We start from the raw sequence: 20,823 nt of genomic DNA, 5'->3' as shown, positions 1-20,823 counted from the left end.
CCACTCGGCAGCGGATGCGGCCCCGGGACAAAGTAGGCTGAGCCCTATGCCCGAACGCCGTACCGTCGCTCTTGTCACACTTGGCTGCGCCCGTAACGAGGTGGACTCGGAGGAGCTGGCAGGCCGCTTGGCGGCGGATGGCTGGGACCTCGTCGAGGACGCCGCCGACGCCGATGTGGCCGTAGTCAACACCTGTGGTTTCGTCGAGGCCGCCAAGAAGGACTCCGTCGACGCCCTCCTCGAAGCAAACGATCTCAAGACCGCGTCCTCCGACGGCCGTGGCGGCCGCACCCAGGCCGTGGTCGCCGTCGGCTGCATGGCCGAGCGGTACGGCAAGGAGCTGGCCGAGGCGCTGCCCGAGGCCGACGGCGTGCTCGGCTTCGACGACTACGCCGACATCTCCGACCGGCTCCAGACCATCCTCTCCGGCGGCGTCCACGCCTCCCACACCCCGCGCGACCGTCGCAAGCTGCTGCCGATCAGCCCCGCCGAGCGGCAGACCGCCGCGGTGGCGCTGCCCGGTCACGCCCAGGACGGCGGCGAGGCGCCCGCCGAGGAGCCGCCGGCCGACCTCCCGGAGGGCGTCGCCCCGGCCTCCGGCCCGCGCGCGCCGCTGCGCCGCAGGCTCGGCAGCAGCCCCGTCGCCTCGGTCAAGCTCGCCTCCGGCTGCGACCGCCGGTGCTCCTTCTGCGCCATCCCGTCCTTCCGCGGCTCCTTCATCTCCCGCCGTCCCTCCGACGTGCTGGGCGAGACGCGCTGGCTCGCGGAGCAGGGCGTGAAGGAGATCATGCTGGTCTCCGAGAACAACACCTCCTACGGCAAGGACCTGGGCGACATCCGTCTCCTGGAGACGCTGCTGCCGGAGCTCGCGGCCGTGGACGGCCTGGAGCGCGTCCGCGTCAGCTACCTCCAGCCCGCCGAGATGCGGCCGGGCCTGATCGACGTGCTGACGTCGACGGACAAGGTCGCGCCGTACTTCGACCTGTCCTTCCAGCACTCCGCCCCCGGTGTGCTGCGCGCGATGCGCCGCTTCGGCGACACCGACCGCTTCCTGGAACTGCTCGACCAGATCCGCTCCAAGGCCCCGCAGGCGGGCGCCCGCTCCAACTTCATCGTCGGCTTCCCCGGGGAGACCGAGGAGGACGTGGCCGAGCTGGAGCGCTTCCTGTCCGGTGCGCGCCTGGACGCGATCGGCGTCTTCGGCTACTCCGACGAGGACGGCACCGAAGCCGCCACGTACGAGGACAAGCTCGACCCGGAGGTCGTCGCGGAGCGGCTGGAGCGCGTCTCCCGGCTGGCCGAGGAGCTGACCGCGCAGCGCGCGGAGGAGCGACTCGGAGAGACCATGGAAGTACTCGTCGACCGGATCGACGAGGAGGACGGCGTGCTCGGCCGGGCCGCCCACCAGGCGCCCGAGACGGACGGCCAGGTGCGGCTCCTCGCCACCGGCCGGGAGTTCGCTCCCGGCAGCATGGTGGTGGCCAAGGTGGTGGCGACCGAGGGCGTGGATCTCGTCGCCGAGCCCCTGGGCGACGGAGGGTGTACCGAGGAGGCGGCCAGATGACCGGAGTCCCGGCCTCCGCAGCTGGAGGCCATGCCCCGGCTTCCATGAGGCGGCCGGCGAGGTTGTGGAACATCGCCAACATCCTCACCATGGTGCGACTTCTGCTCGTGCCCGGTTTTGTGTTGTTGATGCTCCACAACGGCGGTCATGACCCGGTCTGGCGCTCGTTCGCCTGGGCCGCGTTCGCCGTCGCCATGATCACGGATCTGTTCGACGGCCACCTGGCCCGGATGTACAACCTGGTCACCGACTTCGGCAAGATCGCCGACCCGATCGCCGACAAGGCGATCATGGGCGCGGCGCTGATCTGTCTGTCCGGCCTGGGCGACCTGCCGTGGTGGGTCACCGGCGTGATCCTCTTCCGGGAGGTCGGCATCACGCTGATGCGCTTCTGGGTGATCAAGCACGGGGTCATCCCGGCCAGCCGGGGCGGCAAGATGAAGACGCTCGCCCAGGGCGTGGCCGTGGGGATGTACGTCCTCATGCTCACCGGGCCGTTGGCCACTGCCCGCTTCTGGGTGATGGCCGTGGCCGTGGCGTTGACCGTGCTCACCGGGCTCGACTACGTGCGTCAGGCCGTGGTGCTGCGCAGGGCCGGGCTGGCCGCCCAGCTCGAACGCGCCGGCCGGGACGCCGTGCGATGAGCGCGGCCACGGACGGCGTCCCGGCGACGGCCGCCGCGGTCCTGGCCGCCCTGGAGGAGCGCGGCCTGACGGTCGCGGCCGCCGAATCGCTCACCGGCGGCCTGGTCTCGGCCTGGCTGACAGCGACGCCGGGCGCCTCCCGCTCGGTGCGCGGCTCGGTCACCGCGTACGCCTCCGAGGTGAAGCGCGACGTCCTGGGCGTGGACGGGGAACTGCTCGCCCGGCGCGGGGCCGTCGACCCGGACGTGGCACGGCAGATGGCCGTCGGCGTACGGGCGTTGCTCGGTGCCGACTGGGGCGCGGCCACGACCGGGGTCGCCGGGCCGGAGCCGCAGGACGGCCGGCCGGTCGGTACGGTGTTCGTCGCCGCCGCGGGGCCCGGGGGCCGCTCGGCCGCGCGGGAACTGGCTCTGACCGGTGACCGCTCGCGGATCCGCGAGGAAAGCGTGCGGGCGCTACTGGAACTGCTGCTGAGCGAACTGACGGAAAACGTGGGCGCAAAGGATACGGAACACAACGGGGGGAATTGATGTTTGCAGCCCTGAGTGAACACGACATAGCTCCCCGCACGGCCGGAGCCCGAGGCGGTACGGTGGGGCGTGAAGGATCCGGATTCGCGGTCCAAGGAGGGAGCCACCGATGATTTTGCTCCGTCGCCTGCTGGGTGACGTGCTGCGTCGGCAGCGCCAGCGCCAGGGCCGCACTCTGCGCGAGGTCTCCTCTTCCGCCCGGGTCTCGCTCGGTTACCTCTCCGAGGTCGAGCGGGGGCAGAAGGAGGCGTCCTCCGAGCTTCTCTCCGCAATCTGCGACGCTCTGGACGTACGGATGTCCGAGGTCATGCGCGAGGTGAGTGACGAATTGTCGCTTGCCGAGCTGGCGCAGTCGGCGGCGGCGAGCGAGCCGGTACCCGCGCCGATGCGGCCCATGTTCAATTCGGTGTCCGTGACGTCCGTGACGGGCGTCCCGGGAGAGCGCGTGACGATCAAGGCTCCCGCGGAGGCCGTCGACGTGGTCGCGGCCTGAGGGAGTACGGGACGGCGTTCGTTCAAGAAACGTTTCCCATCGAAGATCCCGGTCAGGAATCTGACCGGGATCTTCGCGTTTCCGGCCTCATCGGTGCCTTTGTGCGATGGTGGAGAAACGGGGGCAATCCGAACCGACTGGACGACTGCCAGCCCGAACAGGAGAAGCGGATGTCTGTTGTGAAGAGCCCGCTGTCCGAGCAGGACCGGAAGATCGTGGGCGATGCCCTTCAGGGCGCCCTGGTCGATCTGGTGGATCTCTCCCTCGTGGCCAAGCAGGTGCACTGGACCGTGGTGGGGCCACGCTTCCGGTCGGTCCACCTCCAGCTGGACGAGGTCGTCGTCAGCGCCCGCGAGCACGCGGACATCGTCGCCGAGCGCGCCTCGGCGCTCGGCGTGGCACCGGACGGGCGGGCTGCGACCGTCGCCGGGACCAGCGGCATCGGCGCGGTGGGCGACGGCTGGAACAAGGACACCGCGGCGGTGCAGACCCTGGTCGACGCCCTGCACGCCGTGATCACCCGGATGCGGGAGCGCATCACGGACACGGCGGACCCGGATCCGGTCACCCAGGACATCCTCATCGGCCTGACCGGGGACCTGGAGAAGCACCACTGGATGTTCCAGGCGGAGAACGCCTGACGCCTCCCGGCGCGGCGGCTCCCCGGTGGATCTTGTGACCGGGTGCGGGTGGTGTCGGCTCCGCACCACCGCTGCGCGGCGGTGTCCTCGGGAGCCGGACGGGGCTCGTCGCGGCTGATGCGGGCGCGCGATTCAGCCCGACGCCCCGCAAGCCCGGCAACGATCCGCCGGACCGGCCTACGAGCTTTCCGCCCCCGCTGGCGTGCGCCGCGCGGGCGCGCTTCCCTGAGGACATGGACGAGCACACCATGGTGCGCCTCACGGACGAGCTGGTGGTGGTCTCGGGCCTCGACCGGACGACGGCCGGCGCCTTCGTCCGGCGGGTGTACCAGGAGGGCACCCACGAGGGCGAGCAGCGGCTGCTCGTCGAACTGCACCAGCGCGACCGCCGGATCACGGAGCTGGAGCGCGAGTTGGATCGCCTGCGCGGCGGCCCGCCCGGCTGACGGGCCCGGCGCCCGGGGCGCGCGTACCGAGCGGCGGAACCGGCCTGGTTCGCGTCATGTGACGGGCCCGGCGCCGGGGGCGCGTACGGCACGTGTACGCCGCCGCTGGTCCCCGGTGCGCTCTGCCCGGCCGGGGGAAGCCGGTCTACCGTCGCCCGAAGGAGGCAGCCATGGTCCGGCGTGACTTCTGGGACGGGATACGGCGCGGTGTCGGCGTACGGCACCGGTCGCGGGGGCCGGCCGGCTGGGCGGCGGCGGTGGTGCTCGGCGGGGCGTGGTGGTGCGCGGCGTTCCGGGTGCTCGCGCAGCCGGAGCGGGCCGGGCCGGTGGAGGGGCTGGTCGTCGCGGGCGGCTGGGGGCTCAGCCTGCTGCCCGTGCACTGTGTGCCCTGGACCCGCCGCCCGCCGCGGGGCCCGGTGCGTCGGCTGGTCGCCCGGGTGTGGCGGGGCGCGGGGGACCGCTGACGGCGTCCGGCCGCTTCACTCGTCCGGGTCAATGCGCGGGGCCGGCTGGCAGCGGGGGCACCAGTAGGTGGGGCGCTCCTGTCCGGGCGGCCCCTGAGCGGCGGAGCGCAGGAGCGTGCCACAGCGGCGGCAGGGGTCGTCGGCACGCCCGTACACCCACAGCTGCCGGCCGGGGCGGTGGTCGGCGGTCGTGATGCGCGCGGGCCGGGCCTTGTTGGCCTCCAGGAACTTCTTTGCGAGCGCCGGCAGCCGCTCCGGGGCGGGGACGCGGGAGACGGGGAGCCACGGCGAGATCCTCAGGACGAAGCACAGCTCGGATTTGTAGACATTGCCGATCCCGGCGAGGTTGCGCTGGTCGAGCAGCGCCTCACCGACGGCGCGCGCGGGATCGGCGAGGAGCCTTCGCAGCGCCTCCTGCGGGTCCCAGCCGGGGCCCAGGAGGTCCGGGCCGAGGTGACCGACGGCGGAGGGCTCGTCGGCGGTGCGCAGCAGCTCCAGGACGGGGAGACGGTAGCCCACCGCCGTGTGGTCGGCGTTGGCCAGCACGGCGCGGATCTGGTGCCGCGCGCCGCGCCAGACGTGCCCGGGGGCGTAGACCCGCCAGGCGCCGTCCATCTGCAGGTGCGAGTGGAGGGTGAGGCCGCCCTCGACGCGCGTGAGCAGGTGCTTGCCGCGCGGCACGACCTCGATGACGCGACGGCCGGTGAGGTCGACGGTGGCGAGCTTGGGCACGCGCAGGTCGGAGCGGGTGAGCGGGCGGTCCGCGAGGGCCTGGTGCAGGGTGCGGGCGGTGCGCCAGACCGTGTCTCCTTCGGGCATGCCGCCCATGATGCCGTCACCGGCCCCGGCCGGGCGTGGCGACCCGGTCAGGGCGCGCGCAGCCGCAGCCCGCGCGGTGTGGCGTGGAAGCCCGCCGTCTCCAGCAGCGCCCCCAAGGGGGACGAGAGCGCGGAAGAGCCGTTGACGCGCTCGACGGTGACGGTGCCCAGCGCGCCCGCGCGTGCCGCTTCGGCCAGGGCCGTCGCGGCCTCGGCCAGCCCCGGGTCGTCGGGGCCCGCCGCCTCGGCACCCTCCTCCTGGGGCCACGCCAGCAGGGTCTTGCCGCCGCGCTCCACATAGAGCGTCAGCGCACCGTCGACGAGCACGACCAGTGAGCCGGCCTTGCGCCCGGGCTTGTGGGTCGAGCCGGCGGGCGGCTCGGGCCAGGGGAGTGCGGCGCCGTACGCGTTGGCGGGGTCGGCGGCGGCGAGGACCACCGCCCGTCGGCGCGCGCCCTTACGGGCGGCGGCCGCGTCACCCCACGGGGCCTCGGGGGTGTCACCGCCCGCCCGCTCGCGTGCCGTGCCGATGGCTCGCAGCCGGTCGACCGCGCCCTCCATAGCGAACTGCGCGGCACCCAGGCCCTCGACGACGTAACCGCGGCGGGCCTGACCGCTCTCCTCGAAGGCGGACAGTACGCGATAGGCGGCGGAGAAGCCGCCCTCCACGCCCTCGGCCGCCACCGCTCCCCGCGTCACCACGCCGTGCCGGTCGAGGAGCGTACGGGCGAGGGCGTGGGCCCGGTGCGTCGGCTCCGGCTCGCGCGGGGGCAGCAGGGACCAGCGGCCCGCCACCGTGGGAGGCCCGCTGCGGGACGCCGTGGGGGCCGTCGCGAGGGCCACCCGGCCGGTGAAGGAGCCGTAACGCCCGCGCGGCGCGGCGCGCTTGGCGCGGTGCGCGGTGGAACCCGCCGTCCTGCCCGAGCCCAGGAGAGCCCGGAGCGGGGCGAGGGTGTCGTTCGTGAGCCGGCCGGACCAGGCGAGGTCCCACACGGCTTCGGCGATCTGCGGGTCCGTGCCGCCCGGGTCCACCGTCCGCACCCGGTCGGCGATCTGACGGAAGAACAGGCCGTAACCACCCGACAGGGCGTCGAGCACGGCCTGGTGCACGGGGGAGAGCTCCAGCGGGTGCGGCGCCGGCAGCAGCAGGGGCGCGGCGTCCGCGAGCAGCAGCGAGACCCAGCCGTCCTTGCCCGGCAGGGCACCCGCGCCGGCCCACACGACGTCACCGGCGGCGGTGAGCTCGTCGAGCATCGTGGGGGAGAAGTCCGACACCCGGGCGGGCAGCACCAGCTTCTCCAGGGCGGAGGCCGGTACCGGCGCGCCCTGCAACTGCTCGATCGTGCGCACCAGTCCGTCGGCACCGCGCAGGCTGTGCGTGCCGACGTGCTGCCACTGGGGCAGGAACGCGGCCAGCGTCCGGGGCGGCACCGGCTCCAGCTCGTGCCGGAGCGCCGCGAGCGAGCGGCGCCGCAGCCGCCTCAGGACCGTGGCGTCGCACCACTCCTGGCCGATGCCGGACGGGTGGAACTCGCCTTGGACGACACGGCCGTTCGCCGCGAGCCGCTGCAACGCGCCGTCGGTGACGGCCGGGCCGAGTCCGAAGCGGGCGGCCGCCTGCGCGGAGGTGAACGGGCCGTGCGTGCGGGCGAAGCGGGCGAGGAGGTCGCCGAGCGGATCCTTGACCGGCTCCGTGAACGCCTCGGGAACGCCGACCGGCAGCGCTGTGCCCAAGGCGTCCCGCAGCCGCCCGGCGTCCTCGACGGCCGCCCAGTGGTCCTGTGCGGCGATCCGGACGCGGATCGCCCGGCGCGCGCCCGCCAGTTCCTCCACCCACTGCGGCTCGGCGCCCCGCGCGGCCAGCTCGGGCCCGGTGAGCGGGCCGAGGATCCGCAGCAGGTCGGCCACGCTCTCGGCGTCCTTGGCCCGGCGGTCCTCGGTCAGCCACTGGAGCTCGCGCTCCAGCTCGGTGAGGACGTCCGGGTCGAGCAGCTCGCGCAGTTCGGCCTGGCCCAGCAGCTCGGCGAGGAGCCGCGAGTCCAGCGAGAGGGCCGCGGCCCGGCGCTCCGCGAGCGGGGAGTCGCCCTCGTAGAGGAACTGCGCCACGTAGCCGAACAGCAGCGAGCGGGCGAACGGGGAGGGCTCCGCGGTGGTCACCTCCACCAGCCGGACGCGGCGGGCCTCGATGTCGCCCATCAGCTCCGTCAGGCCGGGCACGTCGAACACGTCCTGAAGGCACTCGCGGACGGCCTCCAGGATGATCGGGAATGACCCGAACTCCCCGGCGACCTGGAGCAGCTGGGAGGCCCGCTGCCGCTGCTGCCACAGCGGGGTGCGCTTGCCCGGGCTGCGGCGGGGCAGCAGCAGGGCGCGGGCGGCGCACTCGCGGAACCGGGAGGCGAACAGCGCGGAGCCGCCCACCTGACCGGTCACGACCTGGCTGATCTCGCCCTTGTCGAAGGTGACGTCGGCGGCGCCCACCGGAGAACGGTCGGCGTCGTACTCCATGCCGCGCAGGGACGGGTCGGCGTCGAGCAGGCCGAGGTCCATCAGCTCGGCGTCGGGCAGGCGCAGCACGATGCCGTCGTCGGCGTGCATCACCTGGGCATCCATGCCGTACCGCTCCGTCAGCCGCGCGCCCAGGGCCAGCGCCCAAGGGGCGTGCACCTGGGCGCCGAACGGCGAGTGGACGACGACGCGCCAGTCGCCCAGCTCGTCACGGAACCGCTCCACGACGACGGTCCGGTCGTCCGGCACGTGCCCGCAGATCTCGCGCTGCTCGGCGAGATAGGACAGGACGTTCTCCGCGGCCCAGGTGTCCAGGCCCGCCGCGGTGAGCCGCTCGCGGGCCGCCTCGGGCGCCAGGCCGCCGACCTCGCGCAGGAACGCGCCGAGCGCGCGGCCCAGTTCGAGCGGGCGGCCCAGCTGGTCGCCCTTCCAGAACGGCAGCCGGCCGGGGACGCCCGGCGCGGGGCTCACCAGGACCCGGTCGCGGGTGATGTCCTCGATCCGCCAGGAGGTGGTGCCGAGGGTGAAGACGTCGCCCACCCGCGACTCGTACACCATCTCCTCGTCCAGCTCCCCGACGCGGCCGCCGCCCTTCTTCGGGTCCGCGCCCGCCAGGAAGACACCGAACAGACCGCGGTCGGGAATGGTGCCGCCCGAGGTGACGGCGAGCCGCTGCGCCCCGGGGCGGCCGGTGACCGTACCGGCCATCCGGTCCCAGACGAGGCGGGGCCGCAACTCGGCGAAGGCGTCGGACGGATAGCGCCCGGCGAGCATGTCCAGCACCGACGTATAGGCGGATTCGGGCAGGGCGGCGAAGGGGGCCGCCCGCCGCACCACGGCCAGCAGCTCCTGCACGTCCCAGGTGTCCATGGACACCATGGCGACGATCTGCTGGGCCAGCACGTCCAGCGGATTGGCGGGGACGCGCAGCGACTCGATGGCCCCCTCGCGCATCCGCTCCGTCACCACGGCCGCCTGCACCAGATCGCCCCGGTACTTCGGGAAGACCACGCCGGTGGAGACCGCGCCGACCTGGTGCCCGGCCCGGCCGACCCGCTGGAGGCCGGAGGCGACCGACGGCGGGGACTCGACCTGCACGACCAGATCGACCGCGCCCATGTCGATGCCCAGCTCCAGGCTGGACGTGGCGACGACGGCAGGGAGGCGGCCCGCCTTGAGATCCTCCTCCACCAGCGCCCGCTGCTCCTTGGAGACCGAGCCGTGGTGCGCGCGGGCGAGCAGCGGCGGTGCGCCCCTGGCGGCGCCGGACTCGGCCATCAGCTCGGCCGGGGAGTGGTGCTCGGGCAGGGGCACGCCCGTGGCGCGCTCGTAGGCGATCTCGTTCAGCCGGTTGCACAACCGCTCCGCCAGACGGCGGGAGTTGGCGAAGACGATGGTCGAGCGATGGGCCTGGACGAGGTCGGCGATGCGCTCCTCGACGTGGGGCCAGATCGACGGCTTCTCCTTGCCGTCGCCGCCCTCCTGGGCGGGCGCACCGCCCAGCTCCCCGAGATCCTCCACCGGGACGACCACCGAGAGGTCGAACTCCTTGCCGGACGGCGGCTGGACGATCTCCACCTTGCGCTGCGGCGAGAGATAGCGGGCCACCTCGTCGACCGGCCGGACGGTCGCGGACAGGCCGATGCGCCGGGCGGGACGGGGAAGGAGGGTGTCGAGGCGCTCCAGGGACAGGGCCAGGTGCGCGCCGCGCTTGGTGCCCGCGACCGCGTGCACCTCGTCCAGGATGACCGTCTCCACCCCGGCGAGGGCGTCCCGCGCGGCGGACGTGAGCATCAGGAACAGCGATTCGGGAGTGGTGATCAGGATGTCCGGCGGCCTGTTGATCATCGCCCGCCGCTCGGTGGCCGGGGTGTCACCGGAGCGGATGCCCACCCGGATCTCCGGCTCGGGCACCCCCAGCCGGACGGACTCCTGCCGGATCCCCGTGAGCGGACTGCGCAGATTCCGCTCGACGTCGACGGCGAGGGCCTTGAGCGGGGACACATAGAGCACCCGGCAGCGTTTCTTCGCCTCCGCGGGCGGCGGTGTGCTCGCCAGCCGGTCGAGGGAGGCGAGGAAGGCGGCCAGCGTCTTGCCGGAGCCCGTCGGGGCCACCACGAGCACGTCGGAGCCCTCGCCGATCGCCCGCCAGGCACCGCTCTGTGCCGTCGTGGGCGCCGTGAACGCCCCCGTGAACCAGGCACGTGTCGCGGGGGAGAACCCCGCGAGGGCCCCCGCCGGGTCGCCCACCGCTTCGGCCGCTCGGCCGGCCGCACTGTCGTCCGCCATGCCCACCATCGTGCACCGCACCACTGACAACGGCCCGGATCCGCAGGTCAGTGCTGTCAGGAGCGAAGTGGGAGCGAGTGCTGGGTCACAACGTCCGGCCGTAGGCGCGCAGGGTCAGCAGCGCGGAGATGGTCACCATCGGCCGGGACTCCAGCCTCGTGCTCGGCGCCCACTCCCGCCACCGGATCGGCCAGCCGCCGTCCTCCTCCTGGGAAGCGGCGAGGAAGTCCAGCGACCGGTCCAGCTCGCTGTCGGAGAACCAGCGGCGGGCCAGCGAGCCCGGGGTCCGGGCGAAGTCGTACGCGAAGTGGTGCTCGCCCGGGGCGTAGCCGTCCGGGACGGCGGCCTCCGCCGCCCGCGCGGGGTCCAGGAGCGCGAGCCCCTGTTCCCGGACCACCTTGCCCAGCCGCTCCGCCGCCGCCTCGGCGCGCGGACGGTCGGGGGCGCCGTCCAGGAAGGCCACGGCCGCCTCGACCTCGTACGGGTGCGTCTTCGCGCCGGCGCACAGGGTCTCGACCGAGGCCCAGCAGAAGTCGGTGGCCCGGAACAGCCACGCGTGCCACACCTCGTTGCGGTGCAGCAGCCCCACGACAGGGCCGGTCGCGAGCAGGTCGCTCGGAGGGTCGTCCACCACCGGGATCCACGGCGCCGTGGGATAGCCGCGCAGCGAGGGATGCAGGGCGGGCAGGGCGCCGTCCGGGGTGGAGACGGCCGTCAGATAGCGGCAGACGCGCTCTACGCGCCGGTCGCCGCAGCGGCCGATCTCGTCGAGCACGTGCAGCGCGTGCGCGGTGTGCAGCGGCTGGCTCACCGGCCCGCGCAGGTCGGGCTCCAGGGCGTAGCTGTACCCCCCGTCGTCCCCCACGTAGGCCGTGAGGGCGGCTTCGACGGCGTCGGGCCCGCCGTCGAGGAAATGGAACGCGAATCTTCGCTGCTCGAGAACGCGGGCGGTCAGCCAGACGAACTGCTCGGCACGGACTACGGGGGATGCTCCGGATCGGGCCATGGTCCGACCGTAGGGGGGAATGCGCCGCCGGTCAGCGGCTCGTGCCCGGCTGCACTCTCAGGGGCGGGATACTGGTCGCATGCGGTTGACGGTCTTCTGGCAGCGGATGGCGGATTATTTCGGCGCGGCGTACGCCGACTCCTTCGCGCGCGATCATGTGATGTCCGAACTCGGCGGGAGGACCGTGCACGAGGCGCTGGACGCCGGCTGGAACGCCAAGGACGTCTGGCGCGGGGTGTGCAGAGCACTGGAGATCCCCGACGACCGGCGCTGACCACCCGGGGCGATTCACCCCATAGGTCACACTTGCCCCGTGGCAGCAGATGACACCGCTCCGGGAGCGGACCCGCACCCCAGGCCCGACGCCGACGCCCGCATGCCGCGCTGGCTGCCCCGGGCGATGGTGGCGGCGCTCGCCCTCATCGCCTGCTTCCAACTGGCGAGCTGGGCCTTCCACCAGCTCGTCGGCCTGCTGATCAACATCCTGATCGCGTTCTTCCTCGCCCTGGCGGTCGAACCGGCCGTGGCGCGGCTGTCCGCGCGCGGCATGCGGCGCGGGCTCGCGACCGGCCTGGTCCTCCTCGGGATCGCCGTCGCGGTCGCGGGCTTCTTCGCCCTGCTCGGCTCGATGCTCGCCGACCAGATCACGACGATGGTGGAGAACTTCCCCGCCTACGTGGACTCCGTGATCGGCTGGGTCAACCGGACGTTCCACACCGACTTCTCCCGGGTGGAGATCCAGCGGAGCGTGCTGCACTCGGACTGGCTCCAGAAGTACGTGAAGAACAGCGCGGGCGGTGTGCTGGACGTCTCCGCCACCGTCCTCGGCGGGCTGTTCCAGCTGCTGACCGTGGTGCTGTTCTCGTTCTACTTCGCGGCCGACGGGCCCCGGCTGCGCCGTGCCCTGTGCTCAGTCCTGCCGCCGAACCGGCAGGCCGAAGTGCTGCGCGCCTGGGAGCTCGCGGTGGCGAAGACCGGCGGGTACCTCTACTCGCGCGCCCTGATGGCTCTGGTCTCCGGCGTCGCGCACTACGTGCTGCTGGAGATCCTGGGCGTGCCCTACGCCCCGGCGCTCGCGATCTGGGTCGGCTTCGTCTCCCAGTTCATCCCCACCATCGGCACCTACCTGGCGGGCGCCCTGCCCATGCTGATCGCTTTCACCGTGGACCCCTGGTACGCGGTCTGGGTGCTCGGCTTCGTCGTGGTCTACCAGCAGTTCGAGAACTATGTGCTCCAGCCCCGCATCACCGCCAGGACCGTGGACATCCACCCGGCCGTCGCCTTCGGCTCGGTGATCGCGGGCACCGCGCTGCTCGGCGCGGTGGGCGCGCTGATCGCCATCCCGGCGACCGCGACGCTCCAGGGTTTCCTGGGGGCCTACGTGAAGCGGTACGACGTCACCGACGACCCGCGGGTGCACGGCCGGCGCGCGGACGACGGGCCGCGCTCCTCGGTCCTGGCCCGGCTCCTGCGGGCGCTGCGTGAGCGGTGACCGGGGCGGCGTGGTGCGCTTGACACCAAAATCGAACATCCATTCTCATGAGTGTTCCGGGTCTTCTGGGAGGCGAGTTATCCACAGGCCAGGGGGGACGCCCGGGCCCATTGTCAGTGGCAGGCGTTAGCGTCGTTGACGTGAAGCGATCGACTCAAGCAAACCGGGTGGAACCCATGGCAGGCACCGACCGCGAGAAGGCGCTGGACGCCGCGCTCGCACAGATTGAACGGCAATTCGGCAAGGGCGCCGTGATGCGCCTCGGCGACCGGCCGAACGACCCCATCGAGGTCATCCCCACCGGGTCGACCGCGCTCGACGTGGCCCTCGGCGTCGGCGGGCTGCCCCGCGGCCGTGTCGTGGAGGTGTACGGACCGGAGTCCTCCGGTAAGACCACCCTCACCCTGCACGCCGTGGCCAACGCCCAGAAGGCCGGTGGCACCGTCGCCTTCGTCGACGCGGAGCACGCGCTCGACCCGGAGTACGCCAAGGCGCTGGGCGTCGACACCGACAACCTCATCCTCTCCCAGCCGGACACCGGCGAGCAGGCGCTGGAGATCGTGGACATGCTGGTCCGCTCCGGTGCCCTCGACCTGATCGTCATCGACTCCGTCGCCGCGCTCGTGCCGCGCGCGGAGATCGAGGGCGAGATGGGCGACTCCCACGTCGGCCTCCAGGCGCGACTGATGAGCCAGGCGCTCCGCAAGATCACCAGCGCGCTCAACCAGTCGAAGACCACCGCGATCTTCATCAACCAGCTCCGCGAGAAGATCGGCGTCATGTTCGGCTCGCCGGAGACGACGACCGGTGGCCGGGCCCTGAAGTTCTACGCCTCGGTGCGCCTGGACATCCGCCGCATCGAGACCCTCAAGGACGGCACCGAGGCCGTCGGCAACCGCACCCGCGTGAAGGTCGTCAAGAACAAGGTCGCGCCGCCCTTCAAGCAGGCCGAGTTCGACATCCTCTACGGCCAGGGCATCAGCCGCGAGGGCGGCCTGATCGACATGGGCGTGGAGCACGGCTTCGTCCGCAAGGCCGGCGCCTGGTACACGTACGAGGGCGACCAGCTGGGCCAGGGCAAGGAGAACGCCCGCAACTTCCTCAAGGACAACCCCGACCTCGCCAACGAGATCGAGAAGAAGATCAAGGAGAAGCTGGGCGTCGGCCCCAAGCCCGAGGCCCCGGCGGGCGAGCCCGGCGCGGACGCGGCGGGCACGGCCGAGCCGGCCAAGTCGGTCCCGGCCCCGGCGAAGTCCACGGGCAAGGCGGCCAAGGCCACGTCCGCCAAGAGCTGATCCCGTGACACGGCGATCGGAGTATCCGGAGCCGGAGGTCGAAGACCTGCCGGAGCCGGGTGCGGACGACCGGACCGGTGGTGGTGCCCCCTCCTCGTCGAGGGCCGGGGAAGGGACACCACCACGGCCGGAGGAGCGGGCGCGGGCGATCTGTCTGCGCCTGCTCACCGGATCCCCGCGCACCCGCAAGCAGCTCGCGGACGCGCTCGCCAAGCGCGGGATCCCGGCCGAGGTGGCGGAAGAGGTGCTGGCCCGGTTCGAGGACGTGGGCCTGATCGACGACGCGGCGTTCGCCGGCGCGTGGGTGGAGTCCCGGCACCACGGCCGGGGGCTCGCCCGCCGGGCCCTGGCGCGGGAGCTGCGCACCAAGGGGGTGGACTCCGCGGTGATCGACGAAGCGGTCGGGCAGCTCGACTCCGAGCAGGAGGAGCGCACGGCGCGTGAGCTCGTCGAGCGCAAGCTGCGGGCCACGCGCGGCCTGGACCGGGAGAAGCGGCTGCGCCGCCTCGCCGGGATGCTGGCCCGCAAGGGGTACGCGGAGGGCCTGGCCCTGCGCGTCGTGCGCCGGGCCCTGGAGGAGGAAGGCGAGGAAGCGGAGCTGCTGGAGCACTATCTGCCGGACGCCTGAGCCCGGTGGAGCCCGGCGGCCCGGAAGCGCCGGGTCCGGTCATCTCCGGCCCGGCTCCGGCGGTTTGGCCTTGTGCGGTGAGCGGGTTACGCGAGGCATCCGGTTCCGGCCCGGCCTCGCGGTGCGAGTGGTGTGAGCGGTGCACGAAGCGTCCCGGGCCCGGTTGCCCCGGTTCCGGCCTGGCCTCGTGCCGTGACGGTGAACGCGGCCTCGGGCGCGCGGCCGCGGGCCTCATCCGCCCCTGCTCGTCTTCGTGCCGTGCAGCGGTGCGTGAAGCGCCCGGTGGGCGCACCGGCCCGCCTCGCGCCGTCAGTGACGCACCGGGAGTCCCGCTGCCCGCCATGCCTGGAAGCCTCCGGCCAGGTCCGTGGCGTGGTGGAGGCCCAGCAGGCGCAGGGATGCCGCGGCGAGGCTGGAGGCATAGCCCTCGTCGCAGATCACGACCACGCGGAGATCGTGCCCCGTGGCCTCGGCCGCCCGGTGTTCGCTCAACGGGTCGAGCCGCCACTCCAGTTCATTGCGCTCCACGACCAGCGCCCCGGGGACGGTCCCGTCACGCTGCCGCAGCGCCGCGTAGCGGATGTCGACCAGCAGCCCGCCATCGGCCTGGACTGCAGCCGCCTCCACGGGCCCGAGCCGGTCCAGGCCCGCACGGGCGGCGGCCAGCAGCTCCTCGACCCTCATGCCCACTCCTGCGGCCACTCGACCTGCTCCAGCCGCAGCACCGGTCCGGTACGGCTGTAGCGCCGCATCATCGGCAGCGGCGGGTGGTAGGCGTGCACGGAGATTGCGTGCCCGGTCCGCGAGGTGTTGAACACCTGGTGCACATGGTGCGGGCCGAAGGCCCGGCCCTGCCCCTCGGAGAGTTGTCGTTCGCGGTCGACGCCGTCGGACAGTTCCAGCACTTTCCAGCCCTCCGCGGGCAGTTGGGCGGCGAGCGACTGCTCGGTCAGTCCGCCCGCGGCCGTCGCGAAGGCGCCGTGCGAACCGCCGTGGTCGTGCCAGCCGGTCCCGGCTCCCGGCGGCCAGCCGATGAGCCATGCCTCGCTGCCGCCCGGCCCCGGCAGCCGCATCCAGGTGCGGCCCTCGGGATCGAGCGGGAGCGAGGCGACCAGCGCGGTGTCGGCGGCCGTGCTGCGGGCGAAGTCGAGGAGTTCGGCCCCGGAGGGCGCCGCGGACGTGTCCGCGGGGGAGGCGACGGCTGACGTGTGCCGGGCCGACGGCACGGGTACGGGCAGCGGAAGAAACACAGAAGACCGTCCTGAGTGATCGCGAAGGAGCGCGCGGCAGCACTCGGCGTGGCCACGCGAAGAGGAAGCGGATCAGCAGGACGGACGACAGACGCAGCCCGCGTAGCGGACGAGGTCGAGATGGACCCTCCGCCAGAAACGCACGCCACTGTCAGTCACGTTCCGTAGTCAATCACGGCCGCAGGGACGGGTCAACGGTTGGCCGTGGCCTCACTGGGCGTTCCGTCGGGCTCACCGGCGCGCCCGCCGTCTCGCTCGGCGGTGGCTCCTTCCGGCTCCGCGCTCCCCGGGGCCTGTCCGCGCGCTGTCGGCGAACCGCCCCGTACGGCGTCCGCGCAGGCGTACAGCTCGGCGGGTCGCACCCCCGCCATCGCGGCGACCAGGTGTCCGTCCGGACGCACCATCAGCACGGTGTGCGCGGCCGCCCCCGGATACGCCTCGGCCACCAGCAGCTCCGCCGGCATGGGCAGCGCACCGATCGCCGCCGCGAGCCCCGGCATGAGTCCGGCCCCCAGCCAGTGCCGCCGCTCCCATACGCCCGTGCCGGGCGCGACGAGGACCACCAGCAGGTCGCCGCCCAGCCGGTCCCGGAGCCCGACGGCCGAACCGTCCGGTGCGGTGACCGGAACATCCTCGACCGGATCGCCGGGAGCGGTGGTCACTGTGACGGAGCCCGCGGGCGGGCCGGCCGGTGCCAGGGGAGTGCGGTCGTAGACCGGGGGCGCGGCGAGCGCGCCGCGCCCGAGATGGCCGTCGGTGAGCAACTCGTCGTGGCCGCGCACAGCGCCCGGCATCAGCGCGCGCCGCGCTGTGCGCCACCCCCCCGCGCTCCGTACCGCCGCCAGGGCCCGGTCGGCGGCGCGCAGCCGGGCCACGATCGCCCCGCGGCGTTCCGCCTGGTAGCTGTCGAGCAGGGCCTCCGAGGCGCCCTGGTGCCAGGCGAGGGCGAGCTTCCAGGCGAGGTTCTCGGCGTCCCGCAGGCCCTCGTCGAGTCCCTGGGTGCCGAGTGCCCCGAGCAGATGGGCCGCGTCGCCGGCGAGGAAGGCCCGCCCCGTGCGCATGCGGCGTGTGAGCCGGTGGTGCACGGCGTGCACGCCGGTGTCCAGGAGCTCGTACGGCGGCACCTCGCCGCACCACGTGGACAGCGAGTCGCGGATCAGTGTGAGCAGGGTGTCGGGCGTGACCAGGTCACCGCCCGGCGGCAGCAGCCAGTCGAGCCGCCAGACGCCGTCCGGCAGCGGACGGGCCGTCACTTCACCGCCACGCGGTGGCGACCGGTGCAGCACCGCCTCTCCCGGCCAGGGCAGTTCGGCGCGGAGAGCGGCGACGGCGTGCCGCTCGACGGCCGTACGCCCCGGGAAACGGGCGCCCAGCAATTTGCGTACGGTCGAGCGGGCGCCGTCGCAGCCGACGAGATAACTTCCGCGCCAGTGGCCGCCGTTGCCGCCCCGGGTGTGCGCCGTGATTCCGGCGGAGTCCTGCCGCAGGGTGTCCAGGTGGCCGCCGGGGACGATCCGTACGCCGCTCTCACGGGCGAGTGCCGCCCGCAGCTCCCGCGTCAACGCGTGCTGCGGCATGTGCAGCGGAGCGGGCTCACGGGCCTCCTCCGGAGCCGTCGTGCCCTCTTCCGCGGCCTCCTCGGAGCCGTCGGGCCCCGGGGTCCGGCACGGCTGTGCGAAGGGCACCTGGGCGACCAGGGCGCGGCGGCGCAGGGTCCGCCAGCCGGTCCACCGGGTGCCGTCCACCAGGGAACACCCCAGGCGCTCCAGCATCTCGACGGTGTCCGGGCGCAGTACGGCCGTGCGGGCCGGGCGCCGCTCCTCCTCGCCCCCTCCGTCGGCGAGGGTCTCGTCGAGGACGACGACACGGACCTCGCGGCGGGCCAGGGTGAGCGCGAGTGCGAGACCGACCGGCCCCGCCCCGACGACGATCACCGGATCCACGGCACCGCTCCCTGCGTCCCGCGGCGGCCCGCGGCCGTGCCGGGGGCTCCTCGGTGCGTCACGGCCGTGCGCACCGCTCGGTGCGCACGGAGGCCGGCGGGGGGAACACGGTGCTCGATCACAGAACGTATGCAACCCATTGCGGGTGCTTGCGTCAAGTGATCAGGGCTCTTGTCACGGCGCGCCGGTGCGGGCGCGCCCCGCCGCCGACCGCGGCCGACGGGGCGTCACCCACGCCGTCATGGGCCGGTCTTGGGCCCGTCCGTGCCGGGCGCGCCGGTGGCGCCCGTCGCGCCGAGGCCGGGACCGGCCATGACGGCGGCGCCGGGCGCGGCCATCGGGGGCGGGGTGCCCTTGCGCGAGCGCTTCGTGCGCCGTTCGACCCACGTCGCGACGGAGGACAGCGCCAGACACAGCAGGATGTAGATCGAACCGAACACGATCACCATCGGGATGAAGGCGTAGACGCCGTTCACGGGCGGCCGCTGCTCCGCGAACCGCTTGCCGACGAACAGCAGCTCCTCGTAGACGATGATGTAGCCGAGCGAGGTGTCCTTGAGGGTGACCACGAGCTGGCTGATGATCGACGGCAGCATGGTGCGGACTGCTTGAGGGACGAGCACGTTCGTCATCACCTGCGTCTTGCGCAGACCCAGTGCGTACGCCGCCTCGCCCTGCCCCTTGGGCAGCGCGTTGATCCCGGAGCGGAAGATCTCCGACTGCACCGAACCGTTGTAGAGCGTCAGCCCTATGACCAGCGCCCACATCGGGTCCGAGGTGAAGACGGCCGCCCACAGCAGGAAGATCATGATGAGCAGCGGCATGGCGCGGAACGCCTCGACGGCCACGACGCCCGCCCAGCGCACCGCCTTGTGCTCGGACAGCCGGGCGGCCGTCAGCACCACGCCGAGGACGACCGACAGGGCCGCGGCGATCGCGAAGGTCTCGACGGTCGTCCGCAGGCCGTCGAGGATCTGCCGCTGGGTGCTGGTGTATTCGTAGATGTTCCACAGGTCGCCCTGGAACTGCCCGGTGTCGTTCAGCCGGTAGACGACGAAGGCGATCAGCGCGAGGACGGCGACCGTGGAGAGGATGCCGTAGATCCGGTTGCGGGCCCGCGCCTTGGGACCGGGGACGTCGAAGAGGACACTCGCGCTCATCGGGACACCGCCAGCCGGTTCTCCAGCAGCCGGAACAGGCCGCTGATCGCGAAGGTGATGATGACGTAACAGATGCCGATCCAGAGGAAGATGACGAAGATGTTGTAGCCCGAGTCCGCGTTGAGGGTCTTCTGCACGGAGCCCAGCTCCGTCACGTTGAAGCTCGACGCGATCGCGGTGTTCTTGGCGAGAGCGATCATCAGGCTGCCGAGTGGCGGGACGGCCGTCCGGGTGGCCTGCGGCAGCACGATCTGGCCGAGGGTCTGGGTGAAGGTCATCCCGACGGACCGGGCGGCCTCCGCCTGGCCCACCGGTACGGCGTTGATGCCCGACCTGACGGCCTCGCAGACGAACGCGGAGGTGTAGCCGCCCAGGGCCATGACGGCGAGCCAGAAGGAGTCCCACCCCTTGAGGCCCAGTGCGGGCAGGCCCAGGGTGACGGCGAGGAAGAGCAGCACCAGGGGCGTGTTGAGCAGCAGGGTCACCCAGGTGCCGCCGAATATGCGCAGGGCGGGGACGGGCGAGACGCGGAACGCCGCGATCAGCACGCCCACCACCAGGGCGAGCAGCGCGCTGAGCGCGGTCAGCTCCACGGTGCCGACGAAGCCTTCGCGGAACATCGCGAAGTTGTCCGACAGAACGTTCACGTCAACTCTCCGATCCGCCGCCGGTCAGTAGCGGTCGACCGAGGGCGGGGAGGAGGCCGGGATGCCGGAGAGGCCGAGCGTGGCGTCGTACGCCTTCTTCCAGTCGCCGTTCTTCTCATGGGCCTCGATGGCGTCGTCCACGGCGTCACGCAGCGCCTTGTCGTCCTTCTTCAGGCCGACGCCGTACGGCTCCTTGGAGAACGGATTGCCGACGACCTTCAGCGCGCCCTTGTTCTCCGCCGCGTAGCCCTTGAGGATGGCGTCGTCCGTGGTGACGGCGTCCACCGAGCCGCCCACGAGCTGTTGCACGCACAGCTGGTAGCCCTGCTGCGACATCGCCTCGGCCACGCCGTACTTGGCCTCCTTGATGCGCTTGAGCGGTGTGGAACCCGCCGCGGAGCAGACCTTCTTGCCCTTGAGGTCGTCCGGCCCCTTGATGCTGCTGTCGGCCTTCACCAGCAGGTCCTGGCCGGCGACGTAGTACGGGCCGCCGAAGCCGACCTGCTTCTTGCGCTCGTCGTTGATCGTGTACGTGCCGACGTACAGATCGACGCCTCCCGTGGCGATCTGTGTCTCACGGGCCTCGGAGGGGATGGTCTTGAAGGAGATGTGGTCCTCGTCGAAGCCGAGGTCCGCCGCGATCATCCGGGCTATCTCCACGTCGAAACCGGAACGCTTCTTGGTGCTGGGGTTCTCGAATCCGAGACCGGGCTGGTCGGCCTTGGTGCCGATGGTGATCTTCTTGCCCTTGATCTTCTCGAAGACGGGCGAACCCTTCACGTCCGCCGCGGTGTTCACCTTGTAGGTCGGGGCGGCGGGCGCCGACTGCCCGCCGCCCTTGTCGTCCGGGCTGCCGGATTTGCCGCAGGCGGACGCGGCGAGCGCCAGCACCACGGTGGCCGCTGCGGCGGTTTTGCGGAGCTTCATGGTGAACATCCTTTGCGTCTGCGGGCGTTGTCGTGAGGGAGTGCGGCGCCGACGTGGTCACCGCGGGGGAAGGCCGCA

Annotated in this window: 21 protein-coding genes; 11 read left to right on the top strand and 10 right to left on the bottom strand. The window is 72.8% G+C overall.

The genetic code is table 11. The features are described from left to right. Positions 1 to 46: 46 nt before the first annotated feature. The 7 genes from rimO to AB0435_RS17275 all read left to right on the top strand — a co-directional run bounded on the left by rimO (position 47) and on the right by AB0435_RS17275 (position 4,782). Positions 47 to 1,564, top strand: a complete 1,518-nt coding sequence (rimO, locus tag AB0435_RS17305) for a 30S ribosomal protein S12 methylthiotransferase RimO (protein ID WP_366004089.1) — start codon at positions 47 to 49, stop codon at positions 1,562 to 1,564. Then, on the top strand, positions 1,561 to 2,208 hold the full coding sequence (pgsA, locus tag AB0435_RS17300; protein ID WP_366004088.1) for a CDP-diacylglycerol--glycerol-3-phosphate 3-phosphatidyltransferase: 648 nt from the start codon (positions 1,561 to 1,563) through the stop codon (positions 2,206 to 2,208). Before rimO ends, pgsA begins: the two co-directional genes overlap by 4 nt. Next, positions 2,205 to 2,738 carry a nicotinamide-nucleotide amidohydrolase family protein gene (locus AB0435_RS17295; protein WP_366004086.1) on the top strand — a complete coding sequence of 178 codons (534 nt, stop codon included), beginning with the start codon at positions 2,205 to 2,207 and terminating at the stop codon, positions 2,736 to 2,738. Before pgsA ends, AB0435_RS17295 begins: the two co-directional genes overlap by 4 nt. 109 nt (positions 2,739 to 2,847) lie before the next feature. Then, complete coding sequence (locus tag AB0435_RS17290; protein ID WP_086566431.1) at positions 2,848 to 3,231, top strand: helix-turn-helix transcriptional regulator; 384 nt, start codon at positions 2,848 to 2,850, stop codon at positions 3,229 to 3,231. A 170-nt stretch (positions 3,232 to 3,401) separates the two neighbouring features. Then, on the top strand, positions 3,402 to 3,872 hold the full coding sequence (locus AB0435_RS17285) for a DNA starvation/stationary phase protection protein (RefSeq protein WP_366004084.1): 471 nt from the start codon (positions 3,402 to 3,404) through the stop codon (positions 3,870 to 3,872). A gap of 233 nt (positions 3,873 to 4,105) precedes the next feature. After that, the gene (locus AB0435_RS17280) at positions 4,106 to 4,318 is read left to right on the top strand and encodes a hypothetical protein (protein ID WP_366004083.1); all 213 of its coding nucleotides are present in this window, start codon (positions 4,106 to 4,108) and stop codon (positions 4,316 to 4,318) included. Positions 4,319 to 4,488: 170 nt separating this feature from the next. Next, the gene (locus AB0435_RS17275; RefSeq protein WP_366004082.1) at positions 4,489 to 4,782 is read left to right on the top strand and encodes a hypothetical protein; all 294 of its coding nucleotides are present in this window, start codon (positions 4,489 to 4,491) and stop codon (positions 4,780 to 4,782) included. A gap of 15 nt (positions 4,783 to 4,797) precedes the next feature. Here the strand turns inward: AB0435_RS17275 and AB0435_RS17270 are convergent, their stop codons facing one another. The 3 genes from AB0435_RS17270 to AB0435_RS17260 form a co-directional block, all read right to left on the bottom strand. Next, entirely contained in the window at positions 4,798 to 5,601 is an 804-nt protein-coding gene (locus tag AB0435_RS17270) for a DNA-formamidopyrimidine glycosylase family protein (RefSeq protein ID WP_366004081.1), read from the bottom strand. Positions 5,602 to 5,648: 47 nt separating this feature from the next. Further along, positions 5,649 to 10,397: an ATP-dependent helicase gene (locus AB0435_RS17265; RefSeq protein WP_366004080.1), complete on the bottom strand. Its 4,749-nt coding sequence runs from the start codon at positions 10,395 to 10,397 to the stop codon at positions 5,649 to 5,651. A gap of 85 nt (positions 10,398 to 10,482) precedes the next feature. After that, positions 10,483 to 11,403 carry a hypothetical protein gene (locus AB0435_RS17260; RefSeq protein ID WP_366004079.1) on the bottom strand — a complete coding sequence of 307 codons (921 nt, stop codon included), beginning with the start codon at positions 11,401 to 11,403 and terminating at the stop codon, positions 10,483 to 10,485. 79 nt (positions 11,404 to 11,482) lie between these two features. On the opposite strand from AB0435_RS17260, the gene AB0435_RS17255 reads away from it, so the two are divergent. From AB0435_RS17255 to recX, 4 genes are all read left to right on the top strand, one after another. Further along, positions 11,483 to 11,677: a DUF3046 domain-containing protein gene (locus tag AB0435_RS17255; RefSeq protein WP_095578978.1), complete on the top strand. Its 195-nt coding sequence runs from the start codon at positions 11,483 to 11,485 to the stop codon at positions 11,675 to 11,677. A 39-nt stretch (positions 11,678 to 11,716) separates the two neighbouring features. Continuing rightward, on the top strand, positions 11,717 to 12,895 hold the full coding sequence (locus AB0435_RS17250; RefSeq protein WP_366004078.1) for an AI-2E family transporter: 1,179 nt from the start codon (positions 11,717 to 11,719) through the stop codon (positions 12,893 to 12,895). A gap of 176 nt (positions 12,896 to 13,071) precedes the next feature. Next, positions 13,072 to 14,190 (top strand): recombinase RecA, encoded by a 1,119-nt coding sequence (gene recA / locus AB0435_RS17245; protein WP_366004077.1) that lies wholly within the window; start codon positions 13,072 to 13,074, stop codon positions 14,188 to 14,190. A 46-nt stretch (positions 14,191 to 14,236) separates the two neighbouring features. After that, on the top strand, positions 14,237 to 14,818 hold the full coding sequence (gene recX, locus AB0435_RS17240) for a recombination regulator RecX (RefSeq protein ID WP_366004098.1): 582 nt from the start codon (positions 14,237 to 14,239) through the stop codon (positions 14,816 to 14,818). A 309-nt stretch (positions 14,819 to 15,127) separates the two neighbouring features. Here recX and AB0435_RS17235 read toward each other — a convergent pair whose 3' ends face one another. From AB0435_RS17235 to AB0435_RS17205, 7 genes are all read right to left on the bottom strand, one after another. Further along, entirely contained in the window at positions 15,128 to 15,502 is a 375-nt protein-coding gene (locus AB0435_RS17235) for a rhodanese-like domain-containing protein (RefSeq protein WP_366004076.1), read from the bottom strand. After that, a complete protein-coding gene (locus AB0435_RS17230; RefSeq protein WP_366004097.1) occupies positions 15,499 to 16,044 on the bottom strand; it encodes a cysteine dioxygenase in 546 nt (181 codons plus the stop codon). Before AB0435_RS17230 ends, AB0435_RS17235 begins: the two co-directional genes overlap by 4 nt. A gap of 96 nt (positions 16,045 to 16,140) precedes the next feature. Next, complete coding sequence (locus AB0435_RS17225) at positions 16,141 to 16,212, bottom strand: putative leader peptide (protein ID WP_311775615.1); 72 nt, start codon at positions 16,210 to 16,212, stop codon at positions 16,141 to 16,143. Positions 16,213 to 16,259: 47 nt separating this feature from the next. Then, positions 16,260 to 18,011 (bottom strand): FAD-dependent monooxygenase, encoded by a 1,752-nt coding sequence (locus AB0435_RS17220; protein WP_366004075.1) that lies wholly within the window; start codon positions 18,009 to 18,011, stop codon positions 16,260 to 16,262. A gap of 239 nt (positions 18,012 to 18,250) precedes the next feature. Continuing rightward, positions 18,251 to 19,171 carry an amino acid ABC transporter permease gene (locus tag AB0435_RS17215; RefSeq protein WP_366004074.1) on the bottom strand — a complete coding sequence of 307 codons (921 nt, stop codon included), beginning with the start codon at positions 19,169 to 19,171 and terminating at the stop codon, positions 18,251 to 18,253. After that, positions 19,168 to 19,818 (bottom strand): amino acid ABC transporter permease, encoded by a 651-nt coding sequence (locus tag AB0435_RS17210; protein WP_366427331.1) that lies wholly within the window; start codon positions 19,816 to 19,818, stop codon positions 19,168 to 19,170. The genes AB0435_RS17215 and AB0435_RS17210 overlap by 4 nt, the downstream gene beginning before the upstream one ends. Before the next feature lie 24 nt (positions 19,819 to 19,842). Continuing rightward, entirely contained in the window at positions 19,843 to 20,745 is a 903-nt protein-coding gene (locus AB0435_RS17205; RefSeq protein WP_366427330.1) for a glutamate ABC transporter substrate-binding protein, read from the bottom strand. Positions 20,746 to 20,823: the final 78 nt, after the last annotated feature.

The sequence above is a fragment of the Streptomyces sp. NPDC051173 genome, from assembly GCF_040689515.1.
Taxonomy (GTDB): Bacteria; Actinomycetota; Actinomycetes; order Streptomycetales; family Streptomycetaceae; genus Streptomyces.
The sequence above is the reverse complement of the archived record's forward strand: the minus strand, read 5'-3'. Positions and strand labels throughout refer to the sequence as shown.